General features: G+C 68.4%; 19 protein-coding genes. 10 read left to right on the forward strand and 9 right to left on the reverse strand.

Features of this window, described 5'->3' with window-relative positions; all coding sequences use genetic code 11:
- Positions 1–18 precede the first annotated feature (18 nt).
- The 4 genes from DN412_RS16230 to DN412_RS16245 all read left to right on the forward strand — a co-directional run bounded on the left by DN412_RS16230 (position 19) and on the right by DN412_RS16245 (position 5,622).
- Entirely contained in the window at positions 19–1,170 is a 1,152-nt protein-coding gene (locus DN412_RS16230) for an acyl-CoA dehydrogenase family protein (RefSeq protein ID WP_115212563.1), read from the forward strand.
- A gap of 45 nt (positions 1,171–1,215) precedes the next feature.
- Positions 1,216–2,451, forward strand: a complete 1,236-nt coding sequence (locus DN412_RS16235; protein ID WP_115212564.1) for an acyl-CoA dehydrogenase family protein — start codon at positions 1,216–1,218, stop codon at positions 2,449–2,451.
- 1,119 nt (positions 2,452–3,570) lie between these two features.
- Complete coding sequence (locus DN412_RS16240) at positions 3,571–4,707, forward strand: FAD-dependent monooxygenase (RefSeq protein WP_115212565.1); 1,137 nt, start codon at positions 3,571–3,573, stop codon at positions 4,705–4,707.
- A gap of 69 nt (positions 4,708–4,776) precedes the next feature.
- Positions 4,777–5,622, forward strand: coding sequence for an IclR family transcriptional regulator (locus tag DN412_RS16245; RefSeq protein ID WP_115212566.1), 846 nt, complete (start codon positions 4,777–4,779; stop codon positions 5,620–5,622).
- Here the strand turns inward: DN412_RS16245 and DN412_RS16250 are convergent.
- The 7 genes from DN412_RS16250 to DN412_RS16280 all read right to left on the reverse strand — a co-directional run bounded on the left by DN412_RS16250 (position 5,609) and on the right by DN412_RS16280 (position 13,048).
- Positions 5,609–6,625, reverse strand: a complete 1,017-nt coding sequence (locus tag DN412_RS16250; protein WP_115212567.1) for a tripartite tricarboxylate transporter substrate binding protein — start codon at positions 6,623–6,625, stop codon at positions 5,609–5,611. The genes DN412_RS16245 and DN412_RS16250 overlap by 14 nt on opposite strands.
- 38 nt (positions 6,626–6,663) lie before the next feature.
- The gene (locus DN412_RS16255) at positions 6,664–7,527 is read right to left on the reverse strand and encodes an IclR family transcriptional regulator (RefSeq protein WP_115212568.1); all 864 of its coding nucleotides are present in this window, start codon (positions 7,525–7,527) and stop codon (positions 6,664–6,666) included.
- A gap of 103 nt (positions 7,528–7,630) precedes the next feature.
- Positions 7,631–8,380: an SRPBCC family protein gene (locus tag DN412_RS16260; protein ID WP_115212569.1), complete on the reverse strand. Its 750-nt coding sequence runs from the start codon at positions 8,378–8,380 to the stop codon at positions 7,631–7,633.
- Positions 8,370–8,846 carry a (2Fe-2S)-binding protein gene (locus tag DN412_RS16265; protein ID WP_115212570.1) on the reverse strand — a complete coding sequence of 159 codons (477 nt, stop codon included), beginning with the start codon at positions 8,844–8,846 and terminating at the stop codon, positions 8,370–8,372. The genes DN412_RS16260 and DN412_RS16265 overlap by 11 nt, the downstream gene beginning before the upstream one ends.
- A gap of 9 nt (positions 8,847–8,855) precedes the next feature.
- A complete protein-coding gene (locus DN412_RS16270) occupies positions 8,856–9,722 on the reverse strand; it encodes an FAD binding domain-containing protein (RefSeq protein ID WP_115212571.1) in 867 nt (288 codons plus the stop codon).
- On the reverse strand, positions 9,715–12,006 hold the full coding sequence (locus DN412_RS16275; RefSeq protein WP_115212647.1) for a xanthine dehydrogenase family protein molybdopterin-binding subunit: 2,292 nt from the start codon (positions 12,004–12,006) through the stop codon (positions 9,715–9,717). Before DN412_RS16275 ends, DN412_RS16270 begins: the two co-directional genes overlap by 8 nt.
- Before the next feature lie 49 nt (positions 12,007–12,055).
- Positions 12,056–13,048 (reverse strand): Bug family tripartite tricarboxylate transporter substrate binding protein, encoded by a 993-nt coding sequence (locus DN412_RS16280; protein ID WP_425267422.1) that lies wholly within the window; start codon positions 13,046–13,048, stop codon positions 12,056–12,058.
- Between the two features lie 320 nt (positions 13,049–13,368).
- On the opposite strand from DN412_RS16280, the gene DN412_RS16285 reads away from it, so the two are divergent.
- Positions 13,369–13,884, forward strand: a complete 516-nt coding sequence (locus tag DN412_RS16285; RefSeq protein ID WP_115212573.1) for a MarR family winged helix-turn-helix transcriptional regulator — start codon at positions 13,369–13,371, stop codon at positions 13,882–13,884.
- A gap of 56 nt (positions 13,885–13,940) precedes the next feature.
- Here the strand turns inward: DN412_RS16285 and DN412_RS16290 are convergent, their stop codons facing one another.
- Positions 13,941–14,840, reverse strand: coding sequence for a LysR family transcriptional regulator (locus tag DN412_RS16290; protein WP_115212574.1), 900 nt, complete (start codon positions 14,838–14,840; stop codon positions 13,941–13,943).
- A gap of 108 nt (positions 14,841–14,948) precedes the next feature.
- Here DN412_RS16290 and DN412_RS16295 point away from each other — a divergent pair, with 108 nt between their 5' ends.
- From DN412_RS16295 to DN412_RS16315, 5 genes are all read left to right on the forward strand, one after another.
- On the forward strand, positions 14,949–16,130 hold the full coding sequence (locus DN412_RS16295; protein WP_115212575.1) for a TauD/TfdA family dioxygenase: 1,182 nt from the start codon (positions 14,949–14,951) through the stop codon (positions 16,128–16,130).
- The gene (locus tag DN412_RS16300; RefSeq protein ID WP_115212576.1) at positions 16,127–17,014 is read left to right on the forward strand and encodes an isocitrate lyase/PEP mutase family protein; all 888 of its coding nucleotides are present in this window, start codon (positions 16,127–16,129) and stop codon (positions 17,012–17,014) included. The genes DN412_RS16295 and DN412_RS16300 overlap by 4 nt, the downstream gene beginning before the upstream one ends.
- 62 nt (positions 17,015–17,076) lie before the next feature.
- Positions 17,077–18,045 carry a Bug family tripartite tricarboxylate transporter substrate binding protein gene (locus tag DN412_RS16305; protein ID WP_115212577.1) on the forward strand — a complete coding sequence of 323 codons (969 nt, stop codon included), beginning with the start codon at positions 17,077–17,079 and terminating at the stop codon, positions 18,043–18,045.
- Between the two features lie 8 nt (positions 18,046–18,053).
- The gene (locus DN412_RS16310) at positions 18,054–18,959 is read left to right on the forward strand and encodes an amidohydrolase family protein (RefSeq protein ID WP_115212578.1); all 906 of its coding nucleotides are present in this window, start codon (positions 18,054–18,056) and stop codon (positions 18,957–18,959) included.
- Between the two features lie 70 nt (positions 18,960–19,029).
- A complete protein-coding gene (locus DN412_RS16315) occupies positions 19,030–19,983 on the forward strand; it encodes a tripartite tricarboxylate transporter substrate binding protein (protein WP_115212579.1) in 954 nt (317 codons plus the stop codon).
- Positions 19,984–20,059: 76 nt separating this feature from the next.
- On the opposite strand, the gene DN412_RS16320 is transcribed toward DN412_RS16315, so the two are convergent.
- A complete protein-coding gene (locus DN412_RS16320) occupies positions 20,060–21,475 on the reverse strand; it encodes an MFS transporter (protein WP_244222676.1) in 1,416 nt (471 codons plus the stop codon).
- Between the last annotated feature and the right edge of the window lie 105 nt (positions 21,476–21,580).

Consider the following 21,580-nt stretch of genomic DNA (forward strand, 5'->3'; position numbering starts at 1 on the left):
AATTCCGAAGGAGCCAAGGTGGATTTCCAGTTCAGCGAAGAACAGTCAATGCTGCGTGACACGCTCGCGCGTTACCTGGCCGACCACTATGATTTCGAAGCCCGCCGCGCGGCGGTGCAGTCCGCCGCTGGCTGGCGCCAGGATTGCTGGAGCGCGTTTGCCCGCGAGCTCGGCATCCTGGGCGCAGCCTTCCCCGAGCCGCTTGGCGGCCTCGGCGGCGCCGCCGCCGAGCACATGATCGTGATGGAACAACTGGGCCGCCATCTGGTGCTGGAGCCTTACCTCGGCACCGTGGTGCTGGGCGGCGGCGCACTGATGCACGGCAGCCCCGAGCTGGCCGCGCAGTGGCTGCCGGCCATCATCGGCGGCGAAGCCACCGCCGCCTGGGCCCATGCCGAACCGGCCAGCCGCTATTGCCGCCACGACGTGCAGGCCAGCGCCACGCGCCAGGGCAATGGCTACAAGCTGAGCGGGCACAAGCAGGCCGTGGTCGGCGCGCCGTTCGCCACGCACCTGGTGGTAAGCGCCCGCACGTCCGGCGCGCGCCGCGACCGGAAGGGCATCAGCCTGTTCTGGATCGCGCGCGACACGCCGGGCGTGACGCTGCGCGAGTATCCGACCTTCGACGGCCAGCGCGCCGCCGAAGTGCTGCTCGACAACGTGCAGGTGCCGGACAGCCAGCGCATCGGCGCGGAAGGCGAAGCCTTTGCCCTGATCGAACAGCTGTGCGACGAAGCCATGGTCGCGCTCGCTGCCGAAGCCAATGGCGCGATGGCGCGCATGCTGGCCGACACCATCGACTATGCGCGCCAGCGCAAGCAGTTCGGCGTGGCGATCGGCACGTTCCAGGTGCTGCAGCACCGCATGGCCGACATGTACATGCAACTCGAGCAATCCGTAGCGCTGACCCAGGTGGCGGCGATGCAGGCCGCCAGCGCGCCAGCGGTGCGCGCCCAGGCGGCCTGCGCGGCGAAGATCCAGGCCGGTCAGGCCGGTGCCTTCGTCGGCCAGGCGGCAGTGCAGATCCACGGCGGCATGGGCGTGACCGAAGAGCTGGCGGTGGGCCACTACTTCAAGCGCGTCACCGCGATCGACCTGCAGATGGGCTCGGCCGAGCACCACCTGCGTCGCTACGCCGACCTGCTCTACCCCGCCCAGGCCGCGGCCTGAAGCCGGCATCCCCGAACCCAGACGATTACCCAGCGAGGCCCGTCGATGAATCTCGATTTCTCCCCGCAAGACCAGCAGTTCCGCGAAGAAGTGCGCGCCTGGATCGCCCAGGCCTACGACGCCGATCTGCGCGCGATGATGGCGCAGTCCAAGAACGGCTACCTCGACAAGGCCGGCCAGGTGCGCTGGCAGAAGGCGCTGCACGCGCGCGGCTGGGCCGCGCCGAACTGGCCGAAGGAATATGGCGGCCCGGGCTGGACTTCGACCGAGCGCTTTATCTTCCAGTCGGAACTGGCCGCCGCCGGCTGCCCGCCAGTGTCGCCGATGGGCCTGAAGATGGTGGCGCCGGTGATCATGAAGTACGGCACGCCGGAGCAGAAGCAGCGTTTCCTGCCGCCCATCCTCAGTTCCGACGTATGGTGGTGCCAGGGCTATTCCGAGCCCAACTCCGGCTCCGACCTGGCCTCGCTGCAGATGCGTGCCGATCATGGCACCGACAGCGAGGGCGAGCACTACATCCTGAACGGCTCCAAGATCTGGACCACGCATGCGCAGTGGGCCGACTGGATGTTCTGCCTGGTGCGCACCAGCCGCGAATCTAAGCGCCAGGAGGGGATCTCGTTCCTGCTGCTCGACATGCATACCCCTGGCATCACGGTGTCGGCGTTGCCGACGCTGGACGGCCCCATGACCGGCCAGCAGGAAGTGAACCAGGTCTTCTTCGAGAACGTGCGCGTGCCGGTGGCAAACCGCATCGGGGAGGAAGGCAAGGGCTGGACCTATGCCAAGTACCTGCTGGAGTTCGAGCGCGGCGGCACGTATAGCCCGATGCTGCGCAAGCAGTTGTCGAAGATCGCGGATATTGCAGCGGAGCAGCCCGCCGACGACGGTGGGCGCCTGCTGGACGATCCGCTGTTCCGGCGCAAGCTGGCGGCGCTGCACCTGCGTGCTGCGGCGCTCGAAGCCGTTGAGTTGCGCGTGTTCTCAGGCGTGGAATCGGGGACCTCGATCGGCGCTGCGTCGAGCATGCTGAAGCTCACGGGCACTGAGACTCTGCAGGCGGCAAGCGAACTCGCGGTGGAGGCCGCGGGGCCGGCTGCGTTGCCGTTCGTGCAGGATACGTGGGCTGCGTTGCAGGGGCGTGAGGCGGCTCCGCGGGTCGGGCCGGATTATGCTGCCGTGCTGGCGCCGCGTTATTTCAATTATCGCAAGGCGTCGATTTATGGGGGGTCTAACGAGATCCAGCGCAATATTATTGCCAAGCTTGTGTTGGGGCTTTGAGTGAATCGGCTCCGGTGATGTTTCTAGGGCAGCCACCATGGGTGGCTGTTTTTTTGGGGGCTTATTGCTACGCGGTTGGTTGTCGTGCTTGGCGGGCGTGGGCTGTTTCGCCGGTGTCGCCGGCTTGGCTTCTTGCTCGTTGGCTTGGGGATGTAGGTCGGGTTTCCTGTTGTCGTAGGTTTAGCCGCCTGGTTCCGCCCTGCTGGGCGGGTCACTTTTTGTCCGAGCGACAAAAAGTAACCAAAAAACGCGTCGCCTCAGGCGGCTGGCCATCAATTTGGTGGTGTTGGTGGTTCGGGCGGGCGGTGCTTGCCGTTTGGGCGTGGTTGGCCGTTCGAGCCTGCTACGCACCCTGTCTGTGCCCACATCGACGGACTATTGGACGAACCCGACTTTAGGCGGTTGGCAGCCTGCTAACCACCTCGTCGGTGGGACGCCTTCGGCTGCGCTTCGCGCGGGCCCTAACGTGGCAGGCGGACGGCCACGTCCCGATTTGCGCTTTTTTTTTTGGGGGGGCCCGGCATCACGACAGCCCCGTGCGAGCGCAGCGACGCACTCCGTGCCAGTGCCTTCGACCTACGATACTGAGGGCGCGCAGCGCAGCCGTAGGCGTCCCGCCGATAACGTGTTAGCAGGCTGCCAATAGCCTAAAGTCGGGTTCGTCCAATAGTCCGTTGACGTAGGCACCGGACAGGGAGCGTAGCTGGGTCGAACGGGCAACCACGCATAACGGAAATCACCGCCGTTTGAACCACCGATGCCGTGGAATGGATGGCCAGCCGCCCAGGCGACGCGCTTTTTGGTTACTTTTTGTCGCTCGGACAAAAAGTGACCCGCCCAGCAGGGCGGAACAAGGCGCTCAAACCTACGACAACATCGAACCCGACCTACCTACCCAAGCAAGCCAACGAGCAGAAGCCCCGCCGCCTACGCCGGCGAAACAGCCCACGCCCGCCAAGTGCAAAACACCCTCCCATTTTCCCCTCCTAGGGTTCCCCCTTAGTTGACGCCCCCCTCTCACCCCAATAATATGTTATGAACACTACGTTCATTTATGAACACAATCAGAAGCGCTAGCAGCCACCCACCTGCCAGCCCAACTCCCAGCAGGTAGACAAAATGCCCCTCAAAATCGGAATCAACGGCGCCGGCATCGGCGGCCTGGCCGCAGCCATCGCCCTGCGCAAGCTCGGCATGGAAGCTGTGGTCTATGAACAAGCCCCCCGCTTCGCCCGCGTGGGCGCCGACATCAACCTGACCCCCAACGCCGTGCGCGCCCTCGACGGCCTGGGCGTAGGCGACGCCCTGCGTGAAACCGCCGCCCGCCCCAGCCACCGCATCAGCCGCATGTGGGACAGCGGCGAAGAAACCTCGCGCCTGCCAATGCAGGAGGAAGCCGAGCGCCGCTACGGCGCGCCGCAGCTGACCATGCACCGCGCCGACCTGATGACCGCACTGGAAGCCGCGGTGCCGGCCGCATGCGTGCGCCTGGGCCACAAGGCCGTGGCGATCGATCCGGATGCCGATGGCGCCACGCTGCGCTTTGCCAACGGCGCGGAGGAACGGGTCGACGTGCTGGTCGGCGCCGACGGCATCCACTCCACCGTGCGCACCGCGCTGTTCGGGCAGGAAAGCCCCATCTTCACCGGCCTCGTGGCCTACCGCGCCGTGGTGCCGGCCGGGCGCCTTGCCGGCGTGCCCAACCTGGGCGCCTTCACCAAATGGTGGGGCCCCGACGCAGCCACGCAGATCGTCACCTTCCCCCTCAACCGCGGCCGCGACATCTTTGTCTTCGCCACCGTCGCGCAGGAGGCCTGGCGCAATGAATCCTGGACCACGCCGGGCCGCGTGGAAGACCTGCGCAACGCCTATGCCGGCTTCCACCCCGACGCGCGCGCGCTGCTCGATGCCTGCGACGACGTGCTGATCTCCGCGCTGTACGTGCGCGATCCCCTGCCCGCATGGTCGGCCGGTCCGGTCACGCTGATGGGCGACGCCTGCCATCCGATGATGCCGTTCATGGCGCAAGGTGCAGGCATGGCGATCGAGGACGGCGTGGTGCTGGCCCGCTGCCTTGCCGATGCCGCGGCCGACGGCGCCACAGGCGTGCCCGCCGCGCTGGCCCGCTACCAGGCCGCGCGCCACGCGCGCACCAGCCGCATCCAGATCGGCTCGCGCAGCAATGCCTGGCTGAAGGAAGGCGGCAATGCCGACTGGGTGTACGATTACGACGCCTGGAACGTCGCGCTCGGCTGAAGCCGCGGGCAACGTCCACCCCAGCACGGCCGCCTGCGCGGCCGTTTTCGATTGACAGCCTACGCCAAGATGCCCAAGTCCCGCCCGCCGACCGAACCTGACCTCGACGACAGCGCAGACCCCGACGACGCCCGCGAAGCCCAATTGGTCTCTCCCGTGATCCGCGGCCTGCGCCTGCTGCGCTTTATTGCCGAGGGCGGTGCCACCGCCAACCTGAGCGAAGTGGGCCGGCGTATCGACGTGAACCGCGTCACCGTGATGCGGCTGCTGGACACGCTGGAACATGAGGGCATGGTGGAACGCCTGCCGCAAGGCGGGCACCAGGTCGGCTTCAACTTCCTGAAGCTGGCCTCGCGCGTGCTGGCCACGAATGACCTGACCAGCTTTGCCGGGCGCGTGCTGGCCCGGCTGAGCGCGTCGCTGCAGTTGTCGGCCTACCTGGCCGTGCGCGATGGCGGCCATGCGCTCTACCTGCTGCGGCAGATGCCCGCAGCCTCGCTGGTCAGCAATATCCAGGTAGGTAGCCGCGTGGCCGCGCACCTGACCACGCCTGGCCGGATGCTGATTGCCGAGCTGCCGCCGGAGACGCTGCGCGAGCTGCTGGGGCCTGATCCCCTGCCGACTGTCACCGGCCAGAGCCCGGCCACCCACGCGCGGCTGGCCGATATTCTTGCCGCCGACCGCGAACGCGGCTGCGCGTGGAGTTTTTCGGCCTATGAGCCGGGCATCGACTCGTGCGCGGCACCGGTGCGCGGCGCCGACGGCGACGTGATCGCCGCCATCAGCGTGGCGGGGCCGCAGCAGCGCTTTGAAGCGGATGGCACGCTGCGCGAGCGCGTGGAGAAGGAAGTCCGGCAGGCCGCACGCGATCTGTCGGGCCTGATGGGATACCGCTCCGCCGCTACTCCGCGGTAATCCCGTATTCCTCGATCAGCTTCGCCCACGCCGCGGTTTCCTCACGGATGCGGGCATCGAGCGCCTGCGGCGTGCTGCCTGCCGGCTCCATGCCCTGGCGCTGCAGGTCGGCCCGCACCGCGGGCGTGGCCAGCAGCGCGCGCACGTCGGCGCCGAGCGCATCGGCCGCCGGCTGCGGCGTGGCCTTGGGCACCAGGAGCGCATACCAGGAACTGACGTCGATGCCGGGCACGCCCTGTTCGGCCAGCGACGGCACATTCGGTGCGGCCGGCGAGCGCTTCTGCTGCGTCACCGCCAGCGCGCGCAGCGCGCCGGACTGGACGAATGGCGCCAGCGTCGACCACGTGCCGAACAGCATCGGCACCTGCCCGCCCACCACGTCGTTGAGCGCCTGCGTGGTGCCCTTGTAAGGCACGTGCAGCAGCGTGATGCCGGCCTTGTTGCGAAACAGTTCGCCGGCCAGGTGCAGGCCGCTGCCGACGCCCGGGCTGGCGTAACCCAGCGGCTTGCCGGACTTCTCGGCCTCTTTTGCCAGCCTGACCAGGTCCTGCACGGAATTCGCCTTCACCGACGGATGCACCGCCAGCACGTTGGGCGAGCCCGCCAGCAACGACACCGGCCGGAAATCGCGCTCGACGTTGTAGGTCAGCGCGGGCATCAGCGTCGGGTTGATGGTCAGGTTGCCGGCGGGCGCCACCAGCAGCGTGCAGCCGTCGCCCGGTGCGCGCCGCACCGTGTCGATGCCGATATTGCCGTTGGCGCCAGGCTTGTTGTCGACCACGAAGGCCGTGCCGCGCCGCTGCTGCAGCCCGTGCGCCAGCGTGCGCGCGAGCTGGTCTGCCGGCCCGCCGGCCGGGAACGGCACCACGATGCGCACGCTGGCGCAACCCGCGGCCTGCGCGACCTGCCATGGCAGGCTTGCGGCCAGCGCGGCGGACAGTGCCGCGCCGACCAGCCATTGCCGCCGGCGTGGCGACTCGTTGTATATCTTGCGTTCCTGCATATTGATTCCCCTCCGATGGCAGGCGGCGCGCATCGCCATCAGACAAACGGCTTGGGCACCTCCGGCCGGTAGTCGAGCAGGCGCGACAGCTCCGCCGCCGCCCGCCTGACCTGTTCCACCACATTGTCGAGCTGGTCCGGGTCGATGCGCGAGGCCGGGATGGTCGCGCCCAGCGCCGCCACCACCTTGCCGCTGCGGTCGCGCACCGGTGCCGCGATGGTGGAGATGCTGGCCTCGAAAAACCCTTCGTGCAGCACGTAGCCGCGCTGGCGGTCGCGCTGGACCATCTCGTACAGTTCTTCGACGGTGCGCGGCGTGCTTTCGGAGTACACCTCCAGGCGCTCCTCCGGATACAGCGCGCGCAGTTCCGCCAGCGACAGGTCTTCCAGCAGCACGCGGCCCAGCACCGTGGCGTGCGCCGGCAGCCGGGTGCCGACATTGACCGTGCTGGCAAACGGGCGCGAGGCCACCGACTTGGCCACATAGACGATGGAGCGCCCGTCGCGCACCACCAGATTGCACGGATAGTGGATCTCGTCGCGCAGGCGGTCCAGCAGCGGGCGGCCCAGCTCGGTCAGCTCCAGCGAGGCCAGGTAGTCAAAGCCCAGGCGCAACACCGCCATGCCCAGACGGAACTCGCGCCCGCCGTCGGTGCGCTCGACAAAACCCATCATTTCCAGCGTGGCCAGCAGCCGGAACACCGTCGAACGCGGCACCTTGAGCCGGCGCGCCAGCTCGGCCGCCGACAAGGTGCGCTCGCGGCTGCTGAACTCGGCCAGCAGCCGCAGGCCGCGTTCCAGCCCCGGCACGATGTACTTGTCCTGGGCGCTCTCCTGGGCGCTCTCCTGCGTACTCTCCTGGCCGCTTTCCTGCGTGTCTTCCTGCGGCGAATCGATCGTCATGGTCTGTCTCTGCAATATTCGGTCTTGGCGTAACGCTCTCATATATCACGCCTGCACCCCGTAGGGTACCCGTATTGCCGCCAGACCTCCGCCCTGCCGCCGCTCAGGCCTCCAGGCGCAGGTAATCCCGCAGCCAGGCCGCGCACTGTTCGCCCTGGGCCGCGGGCCAGCGCACCACGATGGTCTCGTCGCGGCGGCGCAGCTCGACGCATATGTCCGACAGCGGCCCGCGCGCGGTATCGCCGCGCCCGAACAGCCGCGAGAACAGCCCGCCCGCGGCCGGTGCCGGCGGCGCGGACTGCGTCGGCAGCACCGCATGGCCATTGACCGCCGCAGCGGATACGACTGCCGCCGCCGGTGCCCCAGGTGCGGCCTTTGCTACCGGTTCGGGCACCGCCTGCGCCTCGCCCGGCGACAGCCGCGCCAGCAGGTTGGCGCCGAACTCGTCCCACATGCGGTCGGCCTTGGTCTTCATCACGCTCAGGCCGAAGGTACCCAGCCGGCCCAGCACGTCCACCTGCACCCTGATGCGCAGCTGCGTGCCGCCATCGTCCAGCGCGGTCAGGAACAGTTCGCTCGACTGCCGCAGCGAGCTTGCCACCGAAGCGTCTTCGCCGGTGCCCTCGGTGCGCAGGTAATGCGGCGCGCGCGTCTCGACGATCTTCGTATGCAGCCGGAAGCGGGCGTTGATGAAGGCGATCTTGACCGCCATGCGCGCGACGTACTCGACCTCGCTCAGCACTTCGATCGATTCCATGCCGGGCACGCACGCGCCCATCACGTTGGGGTCGAGCAGCAGCTCCCACACGCGCGCCGGCGGCGCCGCGGTGACCAGGGTCTTTTCAATTTCCACGCATTTTCTCCGCGGCGGACAGGACAGATTCGACGATGCCGACATAGCCGGTGCAGCGGCACAGGTTGCCGTTCAGGCCGTGGCGGACTTCGTCTTCGGTCGGGTTGGGATTGTTGGCAAGCAGCGCGCACGAGGCCATCAGGAAGCCGGGCGTGCAATAGCCGCACTGCAACCCGCCGTTGTCCATGAAGCATTGCTGCAGCGGATGCAGCTGGCCATCGGCGGCCAGCCCTTCCACGGTCATCACATGGCGCCCGCGCGCCTGCACGGCGAGCATCAGGCAGGACTTGGCCACCTCGCCGTCGACCAGCACCGAGCAGGCGCCGCAGATGCCGGTCTCGCAGCCGCGCTTGGTGCCGGTCAGGTCCAGGTCGTCGCGCAGCAGGTCGGACAGCAGGCGCCGTGCCGGCACCTCCACCTGGCGTTCTTCACCGTTGACGGTGAGTTCGATGCTGACTTTGTTCATGGGGATTCCTTACTCAGATGCCACGCCAAACAGCTCGGCAATGGTGCGGCGCGCGACCACCCGCACCATCTCGCGCCGGTACGACTCGGACCCGCGCATGTCCGAAACCGCGTTGATGTCCGCGGCGACGATGGCAGCGGCTTCCTCGGCCAGCTCCGCCGTCACGTTCTTGCCGGCCAGCAAGGCTTCGGCGCGGCGCAGCCGGGACGGTATCGGCGTGGAAGCGCCCACCGCCAGGCGGGCCTCGACACAGAACGCGCCTTCGCGCCGTACCGCCACTGCCACGCTGGCCAGCGGCCGGTGTTCGGCGGCAGTGCGCAGGAAGCGCGAATAGCGGCCGTCGGCACCGGCCCCCGGCGCCGGCAGGCGGACCTGCGTGACGATTTCATCCTGCGCCAGCGCCGTAACGTAGTAGTCGACCAGGAAATCTTCGATATCGACCACCCGCTCGCCGCCGCGGCCGCTGACCACGATCCGCGCACCCAACGCCATCAGGCAGCCCGGCGGATCGGTGGCAGGGTCGGCATAGCAGAGGTTGCCGCCGATGGTGCCCTGGTTGCGCACCTGCGGGTTGGCCACGCGCGCAGCCATGCTGGCCAGCATCGGATAATGCGCCTGCACCAGCGGCGAGCGCGCCACTTCGGCATGCAATGTCAGCGCGCCGATGCGCAGGCCCTCGCGCGCATCGAAGGTGATGCCGCGCAGCGCTTCTAGCCGGCCCAGCGAGACCAGGTGGCTCGGCGTCAGCATGCGCTGGCGCATGCCCAGCATCAGCGCGGTGCCGCCGGCGAAGATGCGGCAACTGTCGCCCAGGTCGGCCAGCATGTGACTGGCCTCGGCCACGGTGCCCGGCTCAAGGAATGCAAAGTCACGCATGGGCGCCCTCCTTCTCCTTCAGTTCGCGCAGGCCGGCCAGCACCTTCTCGGGCGTGATCGGCAGCGACTGGATGTGCACGCCGACGGCGTCGAACACGGCATTGGCGATGGCCGCCGCGCCCGGCAGGATCGCGGTTTCGCTGGCGCCCTTGGCGCCGTAGGGCCCGTTGGGGTCGTTCGATTCCACCACGTCGGTACGGAGCATCGGCACCGCGTCGGCAGTGGGCATGGTGTAGTCGGCAAAGTTGCCGTTCATCAGGCGGCCATCCTCGTATTGCAGGTTCTCGTACAGGGTCCAGCCGATCGCCTGCACGGTCGCGCCGTGGGTCTGGCCGTGCACGGCGAGCGGGTTGATGGCCTTGCCGCAGTCGTCGGCGACAAAGCTGTCGACCACGGTGACCTGGCCGGTGCTGGTGTCGACCTCCACCTCGACCGCCTGTGCCGCGAAGGAATGCGCGGGCGCGACGTTGCCGTAGTAGTTGCCATCGTGCATCACGGTGGGCGCGTCATAGGTGGCGCGCACGTGGATGCCCTCGCCGCCGTGGCGGAAGATATGAAGACGTGCGATCTCAGCCAGCGTGGCGGACTTGTCGGGCTGGCCCGGCGCGGCGATGCGGCCATCGGCAATCAGCAATTGTTCCGCGTCCACGCCAAGCTTTTCCGCTGCGAGTGCCAGCAGCTTCTGGCGCGCCTCGCGCGCCGCACGCAGCACCGCATTGCCGGAGATGATGGTCACGCGCGACGCCAGCGACCCCAGGCAGAACGGTGCGGTATCGGTATCCGGCGCCATCACCGTGACGTGCGACAGCGGAATGTCCAGCTCCTGCGCGCAGATCTGGCTGAGCATGGTGTTGGCGCCCTGCCCCATGTCGCACTCGCTGGTCTGCAGCATCACGCGACCGTCCTCATTGACCTTGAGCAGGATGGTCGAGCCGTCCCAGTTGCCCAGCGTGCGGTTGCCGCTGACATGCATGGCCGCGGCAATGCCCACGCCGCGCCGCCGCGTGGCGGTGCCGCGCGGCGCCGCGCGCCTGGCGTCCCAATCGATGGCCCGGCGCGTCATGTCCAGGCATTCGACCATGCCGGTGCTGCTGATCTTCCAGCCATGCACGCTGGTCTCGCCCGCGCCGATCGCATTGCGCTTGTGCACTTCGATCGGATCGATGCCGAGCATGCCGGCCAGCACGGTCAGGTGGCAGTTCAGCGGAAACTGCATCTGCTGCCCGCCAAAACCACGGAAGGCGCCGCGCGGCGGGTTGTTGGTATAGGCCATCACCGCATGCGAGCGCACGTTCTGCACGCGGTGCATGTTGTCGCTGCGCATGGCGGTGACGTGCATCACGTCGCCGGCAAGCCCGGAATAGGCACCGCATTCGGCCGTGATGCGCACGTCCTTGGCCAGGATCACGCCATCGGCCGACAGCCCCATGCGCAGCCAGACCTGCATCGGCACGCTGGCGCGCGCGCCCTGGAAGTCTTCCAGCCGGTTGTTGACCAGCCGCACCGGGCGCTCCAGCCAGCTCGCCAGGAAGGCGCAGATCAGGCTGTTGTTCTCCTCGACGATCTTGGCGCCAAAGCCGCCGCCGGTGGTGGCCTGCACCACGCGGATGGTCGAAACCGGCCGGTCCAGTGCCTCGGCCAGCCGCGTGCGCGCCAGGAACACCGACTGGGTCGATGCCCACAGCGTGAGCCGCCCGTTGCCGTCCTGCGCCGCGACCGAAGCCATCGGCTCCAGGTAGCCCGGGTACTGCGAGTGCATGTCGTAGGTGGCCTCGTACACCGCGGCGCAGGCTTCAAAGGCGGCATCCACATCGCCGCGCACGATGTGCATCTCGTGGCCGATATTGCGCGTGCCGGCGTGGATCTCCGGCGCGCCCTCGGCCAGCGCCGCAGCCGGCGTCAGCAGCGCGGGCAGCGCCTCGTACTCGATGCGGATCAGGTCCAGCGCATCGCGCGCGATCTCCTCGCTGACCGCCACCACCGCAGCCACTTCCTCGCCGACATGGCGCACCACGCCGCAGGCCAGGATGCGCTGCTCCTTGCGGTGCGGGCCCCAGTTGCGGGTGGGCACATCCTGCCCGGTCACCACCAGCTTCACGCCGGGCAGCGCACGCGCCGCGGAAGTGTCAATGCGCACGATGCGCGCGTGCGGGTGCGGGCTGCGCAGCACCTTGGCGTGCAGCATGCCTGGCAACTTGATGTCGCCAGCATACTGCGCGCGCCCCATGACCTTTTCCCGCGCGGTCACCTGCGGCGTGGCGCTTCCCACGATGGCCTTGCTCATGCCGGCCTCCTGCTTGTCTTGTTGCATGAATGCGATGCGATGCCCTACGTCATTCCGCAGTGATGGCCAGGTCGCGGATCACTTTGCCCAGCCGCTCGTAGTCGGCCGCGTTGACCTTCTCCAGCGCGGACGGCGCGCCGCCCACGGGGCTGGCGCCGAAGGTCGCCATCTTCTCGGTCACGTCGGGCAGGTGCAGCACGTCGTTGAGCTGCTGGTTCAGTACCTTGACCACCTCGGACGGCGTTCCCTTGGGCGCCATCACGCCGTGCCACGCGCCGACCACCACGTCCTTGTAGCCAAGCTCGGCCAGCGTCGGCACATTGGGCAGCAGCGGCGAGCGCTTCGCGTCGGTGATCGCCAGCGCGATCAGCCGGCCGGTGTTGATGTACTGCGCCACCGGGCCCAGCGTGACGTAGGCAAAGTTCACATGCCCCGCCACCACGTCGTTGACCGCCGGCGCCACGCCCTTGTACGGCACGTGCTGGATCTTCACGCCCGCGGCGCGGTTCAGCATCTCGCCGGCGATATGCATCGGCGAGCCCGCGCCCGGGCTGCCGTACGTCAGCGCCTTGCCGCCCTTGGCCGCGGCAATCATCTCGCCGACGGTCTTGATGCCCGCCTGCGGGTTGGCCACCAGCAGCACCGCCTGCACCGCGGTCTGGATCACCGGCGTGAAGCCGTGCAGCGGGTCATAGCTGGCCGACGGCGCCAGCTTGAGCACCATCGGGGCCAGCGTGAACGGGTTGGGCGTGTACAGCAGCGTGTAGCCGTCCGCCGGTGCGCGGCTGACAAAGCTGGCGCCGACCACGCCGCCGGCGCCGGGGCGGTTCTCGACAATGACCGGCTGCTTCAGGCGTGCCGACAGCTTGTCGGCATAGAGCCGGGCCATGGCGTCGGTGTCGCCGCCGGGCGGATAGGCCACGACCATGGTCACGGTCTTGGCCGGATACGCGGCAGTGGCCAGCGCGCTGCCCGCGGCAAGCGCGAGCGTGGCCATAGCAGTGACGGCAAGGAAAAGGCGGCGGGGGCGTTCGTGTCTCATCAACAGCTCCTGTGGGGGGCGCATTCGCGGTTGGAGTGGGCTGTTGTGCGCACCGCGAAAACAGGGTTGGTTCTGGTTACAACACTTTCGGTTGTTTTATTAGTAAGACGCATGTTCACATCAGGAACATAAGTCATCCTAGGCCGCCAATATTGACAACTCAACTTACGTTAAACACCAATTGACATAGTTGTTTTTTATATTTCTTTTTCACTGCCATGAAAGCGACACACGATGGCGGAATTGGCTAGCGGCGTGAGACAATCTGGCCCGCCAACCGGCCCCGCATGGCGGCCGGCAGACCCGATCAAGAGGAACGCATGCCCCGTGACGCCGCGCCCGCCAACGGCAAGCCCGCGACAGACACCGACACCAGCCCCTGGGCCGACCTCGACGAGGCCGGCAGCGGACTGACCGTCGACAATTTCCTGACGACGATGCTGAGCCAGCTGGTCACCGCGCTGCGCAGCACGGTGACCAAGCCTTATGCGGAACAGTTCGGCCTGACCGTGCCGGAGTGGCGCATCCTGGCGCTGCTCGCGCACGCGCGCGAATTGCCGTTTGCCGAGCTGGTGACGCAGTCGACCTCGGACAAGGCGCTGGTGAGCCGCACGCTGCGGCTGCTGGAAGATCGGGGACTGGTGCGGCTGGCCTCAGCCGGCAACACGCCCCGGAAGAAGCTGATCTGCGCGATCAGCGAAGCCGGCGCCGCGCTGCACGACCAGGTGATGCCGCTGGCGCGGCGCGGGCAGGCGCAGGTGATCCGGCAGTTGTCGCCGGAGGAGCGGGAAGCGGTTTATCAGGGGCTGCGCAAGCTGTTGCGCACGCAGGCCTGACGCCGGAAGCGAGGTCCGGACGACTTGCTCGCCCGGAAAACCGCCTTCGTCACGCCTCAGTGGCGCGCTGCCACGCTCTGGCGCTGGTAAGAAGCCAGGGTCAGCCGCATGGCGTCACGCACGGCCGCCACCGAGCGGTTGTCGTCATCGCCCTTGCGGGTCACCAGCGACAGGGTGAGCACCGGTGCCGAGCGGCCCAGCCGCACCAGCCGCACCGGGTAGTTCTGCACCAGCGCCGGATCAGGCCCCTGCAGGATCGACACCCCCAGCCCGGCGCTGACCATCGCCACGATCGCCGGCGCACTGTCGAATTCCAGCGTGCCGCGGATTTCGGACACGTGCGTATGCACATACTGCGCCGCCATCGCCCCTGACACGGTATTGCGGTCGTAGCGGATCCAGTCGTACAGCCGGAACAGCGAGGCAGCGTTGGCCTCGGTCGCGCCGGGCGGCGCGATCAGCACCAGTTCGCGCCGCATCATCGGCGTCCAGCGCAGCCGCGCCGAGCCGCCGCCTGCCGGCTGCGCCACCAGCGCCGCATCGATATCGCCTGCCTTGACCGATGCCGTCAGCGTGCTGCTGCGCCCGCGCACCAGGCGCAGTTCCAGCCTGGGATGACGCTCGCGCACATAGCGCACGATGCCGGGCAGCACGACCGGCTGCAGCGACTCGATCACCCCCAGCCGCACCACCCCCTCCACCGCCAGCCCGCTGCCGGCGCGCAGCGCCTCCAGGTTCTGCAGCGCCTGGCGCATGGTGTCGGCCACCTCGTGCGCGAGCTGGTTGGGCCGCGCCTGCAGCCCGGAGCGGTCGAACAGCGGCTTGCCCAGGTACTGCTCAAGCTGCTTCATCTGCATGCTGACAGCGCTGGGCGTGACGTTGGCCTGGCGCGCGGCGCCGGCGAAGGTGCCGGTCTGAAGCACGCCCTCGAGCGTATGGAAGGTCTCAAGCTTCATCAAAAACTCTTATGAAGTAACTCAAATAAGTTCGCTTTTCTAATGATAGGCGACGTCGCTAGACTTGCTTCCAACGTAAACGCACAACACCCGAAGGAGCCCCCGAACATGTCACCCATCGCCGCATCGCAACGCCCCGTCGCCTGGACCGCCCGGCAAGCCCGCGAGGACCGCTCCTGGGTACTGCGCATGAACGAGGCCGAAGTCCAGGGCATGCGCGATGCGCTCAATCACGCCAAGACCCTGAACAGGCCGCTGCTGCAAATGGAGCAGGCCGACTTCCCGCTCAACGATGCCGCGCGCGCCGTGCTCACGCGCGCCATCAACATCACCCAGGGCGGCTGGGGCATGTGCCTGGTCAAGGGCTTCCCGGTCGACGAATGGACCGAGGAGGAATCGCGCCTGGCCTACTGGGGCCTGAGCCTGTACATGGGCGTGGGCCGCACGCAGAACCGCGCCAGCCAGTTCATGAACGATGTGCGCAACGAAGGCGGCGAGTACAAGGTCAAGGGCGGCCGCGGCTACAACACCAATGCCGGGCTGGATTTCCACCAGGACTCGTGCGACGTGGTCGGCCTGCTGTGCCGCCGCACCGCCCGTGCGGGCGGCACCAGCAAGGTGATCAGCTCGATCGCGCTGTACGAGGAAGTGCAGCGCCGCCGCCCCGACCTGATCCCGGTGCTGAAAGGTACGTTCTTCCACAGCTACCAGGGCACGCAGGATCCCAGCCAGCCGCCCTACTACCGCTGCCCGATCTTCGGCAGTCACCCCGAGTATTTCTCGGCGCGCACCAACCGCAAGAACACCGACGCCGCCCAGCGCGACTTTGCCGAGCTGCCGCGCCTGACGCCGGCGCAGGTCGAGGCGCTGGACCTGCTCGACGAGCTGATGCCGAGCGAGCTGCTGTGCTTCACGATGGAACTGGAGCAAGGCGACATGCAGCTACTGAACAACTACGTCACGCTGCATTCGCGCACGCCGTTCGAGGACTATGAGGAGCCGGACCGCAAGCGCCACCTGTTCCGCCTGTGGCTTTCCGTGCCGGGTTCGCAGCCGCTGCCCGAAGACTGGAAGGAGTACTACGGCGACGTGCGTGCCGGATCGGTGCGTGGCGGCGTGCGCGGCAGTGAGATCACGCAGGCATTCCTTGACTATGAGAAGCGCCAGGCGGCAGCGCTCGGCATGCTGTTTGAGACCTGGCGCCCGCAACTGCGCCAGGAAGACATGGCGCGCATCCTCGCCAGGCATGAGACCGAGGCCGCCGCGGGAACCACCGGAGCCACGGCATGAGCGGCGATCGCACGCACGCCCCTTCGTTGAAGGAACGCCTGCGCCGGCCCGAGCCGGTGCTGGCGCCCGGCGTCTACGATGCCCTCAGCGCACTGCTGGCCGAGCAGGCCGGCTTCGAGGCGTTGTACCTGTCGGGCGGCGCGGTCGCCTACACGCTGCTGGGCCGCTCCGACGTGGGCCTGACCACGGCCACCGAGACCGTCGACGTGCTGGCGCGCATCACCGACCGCGTGTCGCTGCCGGTGATCGTCGACGGCGATACCGGCTACGGCAACGCGCTCAATACGCAGCGCACGGTGCGCGCCTTCGAGCGCGCCGGCGCGGCGATGATCCAGCTGGAGGACCAGGGCTTTCCCAAGCGTTGCGGCCACCTCGCCGGCAAGTCGCTGGTCACGGTGCGCGAGATGTGCGGCAAGCTGCGTGCCGCGCTCGACGCGCGCCATAGCGCCGACACGCTGATCCTGGCGCGCACCGACGCGGTCGCCGTGGAAGGCCTGGACCCCGCCATCGAGCGCGCCGAAGCCTACCTGGCCTGTGGCGTCGACGCGCTGTTTATCGAGGCGGTGGTGTCCGCCGCCGACATGGACCGTGTCTGTGGCCGCTTCGCCGCAAGCGTGCCGCTGCTGGCCAATATGGTCGAGGGCGGCAAGACGCCGATCCAGAGCGCGGCCGAACTGGGTGCGCGCGGCTACCGCATCGTGATCTACCCGGGCGGCACCGTGCGCTTCGCCTCACGCCAGCTGCAGCGCTACTTCGCCGGCCTCAAGGCCGACGGCAGCACACGTGCCTTCATGGAGGAAATGAACGACTTCGACGCACTGAACCAGCTGATCGGCACGCCCCAACTGCTCGAAGCCGGCCGCCGCTACGCGGAAGACGACTGACGGCACGCGCCGCCACGCTACCGCGACCACGATTACAAAGACCGACCTTCGGGGAGACAACCATGATCCACCGCCTGCGCGCGATAGTCGGCGCCTTGCTCTGCGCCGCCGCCACCACCGCGGCCGCCGCCTATCCCTATAAGCCGATCAGGCTGGTCGTGCCGTTCCCGCCCGGCGGCAACATCGACGCCACCGCGCGCATCGTCGCCGCGGGCCTGTCCGAGTCGCTCGGCCAGACCGTGGTGGTGGAAAACCGCGCCGGCGCCGCCGGCCTGGTCGGGGCCGAATCGGTGGCCCGTGCCGCTCCCGATGGCTACACCGCCCTGCTGGCCTCGACCGGCGCGCTGGCGCCGCTGAAGGCGCTGAACCCCGCCGCCACGCTGACGCCCGAGCGCGACCTGGTTTCGGCCGGGCCGATCTCGCGCGCGCCGCTGGTGCTGGTGGTAAGCCCCAAGGTGCCAGCCACCACGCTGGCCGAATTCATTGCCTATGCGCGTGCGCATCCCGGCAAGCTGACGCTGGCCACCTCGGGCGTGGGAACCGCAGCGCACCTGACCGGCGAGTACTTCCAGAAGCAGAGCGGCACCAGGCTGCTGCACGTGCCGTACAAGGGTAGCAGCCTGGCCGTGGCCGACCTGCTGGGCGGCCATGTCGACCTGACCTTCGACCAGCTCGCTTCCACGCTGACGCAGATCCGCGCCGGCAAGCTCAAGGCGCTGGGCGTGACCACCGCGCAGCGCTCTTCGCTGATGCCCGACCTGCCCACGCTGGCCGAAGCCGGCCTGCCGGGCTTCGAGGCGGCCACCACTACTGGCCTGATGTTCCCCAGGGGCACGCCGCCAGCCGTGCTGGCACGCGTCAACGCGGCGCTGCAGGCGACGCTGTCGCGCGACAACACGGCCAGGCAGTTCCGCGAGCTTGGCGCCGACGTGCAGGCCGGGCCGGCCGCCGACTTCGACAAGACGCTGCAGCGCGAGACCGCCAAGTGGGGCCAGGTCATCCGCGACGCCCACATCACCGCTTCGAACTAGGAGGGAGCATGACGCAGCCAACCGTTGCGCAGCCGGCGGCGTGCCTGCCGCCCCGCGCGCAGGTATCGCGTCCGGCCCGGCCCCTGCCGCCCGGGTCGACCGACTGCCACTGCCACGTCTACGACGATCCCCGCCGCTATCCGCTGGTGGCGCAACGCTCGTATACGCCCGCGCCCGCCACCCTGGCGCAATACCTGTCGATGTGCCGGCAGGTGGGGCTGACGCGCACGGTGCAGGTCAGCGCCAGCGTCTACGGCGCCGACAACCGGCTCACGCTGGACGTGATCGCCGCGCTCGGCCAGGACCAGGCGCGCGGCGTGGCCGGGTTGCATCCTGACATCACCGCCGCCGAAATCCAGGCCCTGCATGCCGGCGGCATGCGGGGCGTCCGCATTTCCACGCACGTGAAGGGCTATGGCGGTACCCAGGCCATCGCGCACTTCGCCGAGCGCATCCGCCCTTTCGGCTGGCATGTTCAGGTGCATGTACTGCACGCCGACGAACTCGCCGAGCTGGAGCCGCAGCTGATGCGGCTGCCGGTGCCGCTGGTGTTCGACCATATGGGCTGCGTGCGCGGCGCCGAAGGCCCGGGCAACCGCGGCTTCCAGGCCATGCTGCGGCTGTTGCGCGAGCGCGAGGACTGCTGGACCAAGATCTCGAGCTGGTACCGCCGCTCCGATGCCGGCCCTGGCCACGCCGACATGGCGCCGATTGTCGGCGCGCTGGTCGAAGCCCGTCCCGATCGCCTGCTGTTCGGCACCAACTGGCCGCACCCGGCGCTGAACCCGCCGCAGCAGGTGCCCGACGACGGCGCGCTGGTCGACGAGTTCATCCGCTGGGTCCCGGATGCGGCGGTGCGCCGCCGTATCCTGGTCGACAACCCGGCGCTCCTGTACGGCTTTCCGCCCACCTGAGGCGGATCGGCAGCCCCCGCAACGATGCCCCCATCGCCCAGATACATAAAGAGAGAAACGGAGACACCCCATGCAACGACGCGAATTCCTGGCGCTGCTCGCGGCCAGCACGATGCTGCCCGCCACCCTGCAGGCCGCCCCGGCCGTGACCAAGGTGCTGGTCGGCGCCACGCCCGGCGGCGGCACTGATCTGGTGGCACGCGCGCTGGCCGTTGAACTGGAGCAACGCCTGAAGCACCCCTATATCGTGGAGAACCGCGGCGGCGCGGCCGGCAATATCGCGGCGAGCGCGGTGGCCAAAGCCGATCCGGACGGCGGCACGCTGCTGCTCAGCTACACCAGTCACGCCATCAATCCCGCGCTGTTCGACAAGAAGCCGTTCGACCCGATCAAGGACTTCACGCCGATCTCGCTGATCGCCACCTCGCCGCTGCTGCTGGTGTCGCGTCCCGACCTGGGCGCGAACAACGTACGCGAACTGATCGCGCTGGCCAAGTCCCGGCCCGGAAAGCTCAGCATTGCCGTGGCCGGCCTTGGCAGCGCCAACCACCTGGCCGGCGAAATGTTCAAGCACGAAGCAGGCATTGACCTGGTCAGCGTGCCCTATAAGGGGGCAGCACCGGCGGTCGCCGACGTGGTCGCCGGCCAGGCCGACTTGCTGCTGGGCAATGTCGCCACGGTGCAGCCGCTGTTGCAGGCCGGCAAGGTCAAGGGGCTGGGCGTCAGCAGCCTGAAGCGCCTGCCCGCGTTCCCGCAGATCGCGCCGATCGCCGACGTCGTACCCAATTTCGACTACAGCTCATGGTATGGCCTGCTCGGACCGGCCGGCATGCCGGCTGACGTGGTCGCACAGTTGGAGAAGGCCGTGCGCGCCGCGGTCGCGTCGCCGACAATGCGCAAGCGCCTGGCCGGCGAAGGGCTGGTGCCAGTGGGCAATGATGCGGCGCAGTTCACGCAGTTCCTGCAGGGCGAGATTGCGCGCTGGGCCAAGGTGGTGGCGGTCACGGGCGCGCGCATGAACTGAGCGCCCGACGCAAAGAAAAAGGGCCGCACCGGATTACAGTGCGGCCCCCAAGGGAACGGGACGAGCACGCGCCCGTTCAGACCTCCAGTTCTTCCAGCACCCGCCCCTTGGTCTCAATGCCAAGGAAATGCACGGTGACAGCCGCCAGCGCGGGCACCACGGACAGCGCGAAGAAGGCGATGCTGAGGTCGCCGCTGCCGATGGTGCTGGCGATCAGGCCCGGCGCGAAGATCGCTGCCAGCTTGAGCCACGCCCCACCCAGCCCGCACCCCATCGCCCGCACGCTGGTCGGATACAGCTCCGGCGTATAGACGTAGGCGGTGATAAAGCCGCTGGCGAGGAACCCCATCGCCAGCGCGCACAGTGTTGCGACCACGTACACGTTCGACGCGTGGAATACCCCCGCCAGCACCAGCGACAGTGCGCACAGCAGGAACGACACATTGATCACCGGCTTGCGCCCGACCTTGTCGACGATCATCGCGCACACCAGCGAACCGACCACACCCAGCACCGAGGCACCGGCGGCGAGGTTCAGCGCCAGCTGCAGCGGCGCGTGGTAGACGGTCTTGTAGACCGTGGGCAGCCACGTCGACAGCCCGTACTGGATAAAGCCGCAGGTCGCCCACAGCATCCACACCGCCAGCGTGCGGCCGATATAAGGCTTGCTGACCAGGTCGCGCACGCGGCGGCGCGGATGCTGGGCCATGCGTTCGTAGGCGCTGGTGTCGCCCAGGGGCGGCAGGGGCGTTTTGGCGCGCGCTTCGAATGCCCGCAGTGCGGCGTCGGCCTCTTCCAGGCGGCCTTTCTCGGCCAGCCAGCGCGGCGACTCGGGAATCACGCGGCGCAGGATGAAGAACAGCACCAGCGGCACGCCGCCGAGGAAGTACATCACCTGCCAGCCGTAGTGCGGCACCAGCCAGGCGCCGATGCCGTTGGACACCATCAGGCCGATCGGGAACACCACCTCGTACAGCAGCACGAAGCGCCCGCGCCCATGGGCGCGCGTGACCTCGTTGATATAGGTGGCCGCCACCGGCAGCTCGCCGCCCAGGCCCAGGCCCTGCACGATGCGCAGCAGCGCGAAGACCTCGAACGACGGGGCGAAGCCGCAGGCCAGGCTCATCAGGCCGATGATGCCCGCGCTCCAGCCGATCGAGCGCAGCCGGCCGAAGCGCTCGGCCAGCCCTGGGAACAACAGTGCACCAACCAGCTGGCCGACCGACGGCGCCGCGATCAGGAAGCCGATCTGGCCCGGCGTGAGCGACCACTGCGCGATCAGCAGCGGCAGCGTGGCGGCAATGGCGATGACGTCGAAGCCGTCGAAGAAGGTGGCCAGGCCGATCAGCAGCCGGGCGCGAATATGCATGGCGTTGCCCGGCATGCGCTCGATGCGGGCGACGATATTGCCGCGCGTGAGCGGGCCGCCGCGGGCCGCTGCGCCCCGGCCGGCGCTGTCGGCCGTGGTCACGATACTTGCGGTGGCGGCCACCGGTGCGCAGCGGGACGCTGCGTCTTGTCTCTGAGTCAGCACGGGACTTCTCGTCTGGTTCTTCGCGGCAGGCCTGCCCCGCTCTCGCGCAAGCGAGAGAGCGGA

Source organism: Cupriavidus lacunae (genome assembly GCF_003353055.1).
In the GTDB taxonomy this organism is placed as follows: Bacteria; Pseudomonadota; Gammaproteobacteria; order Burkholderiales; family Burkholderiaceae; genus Cupriavidus; species Cupriavidus lacunae.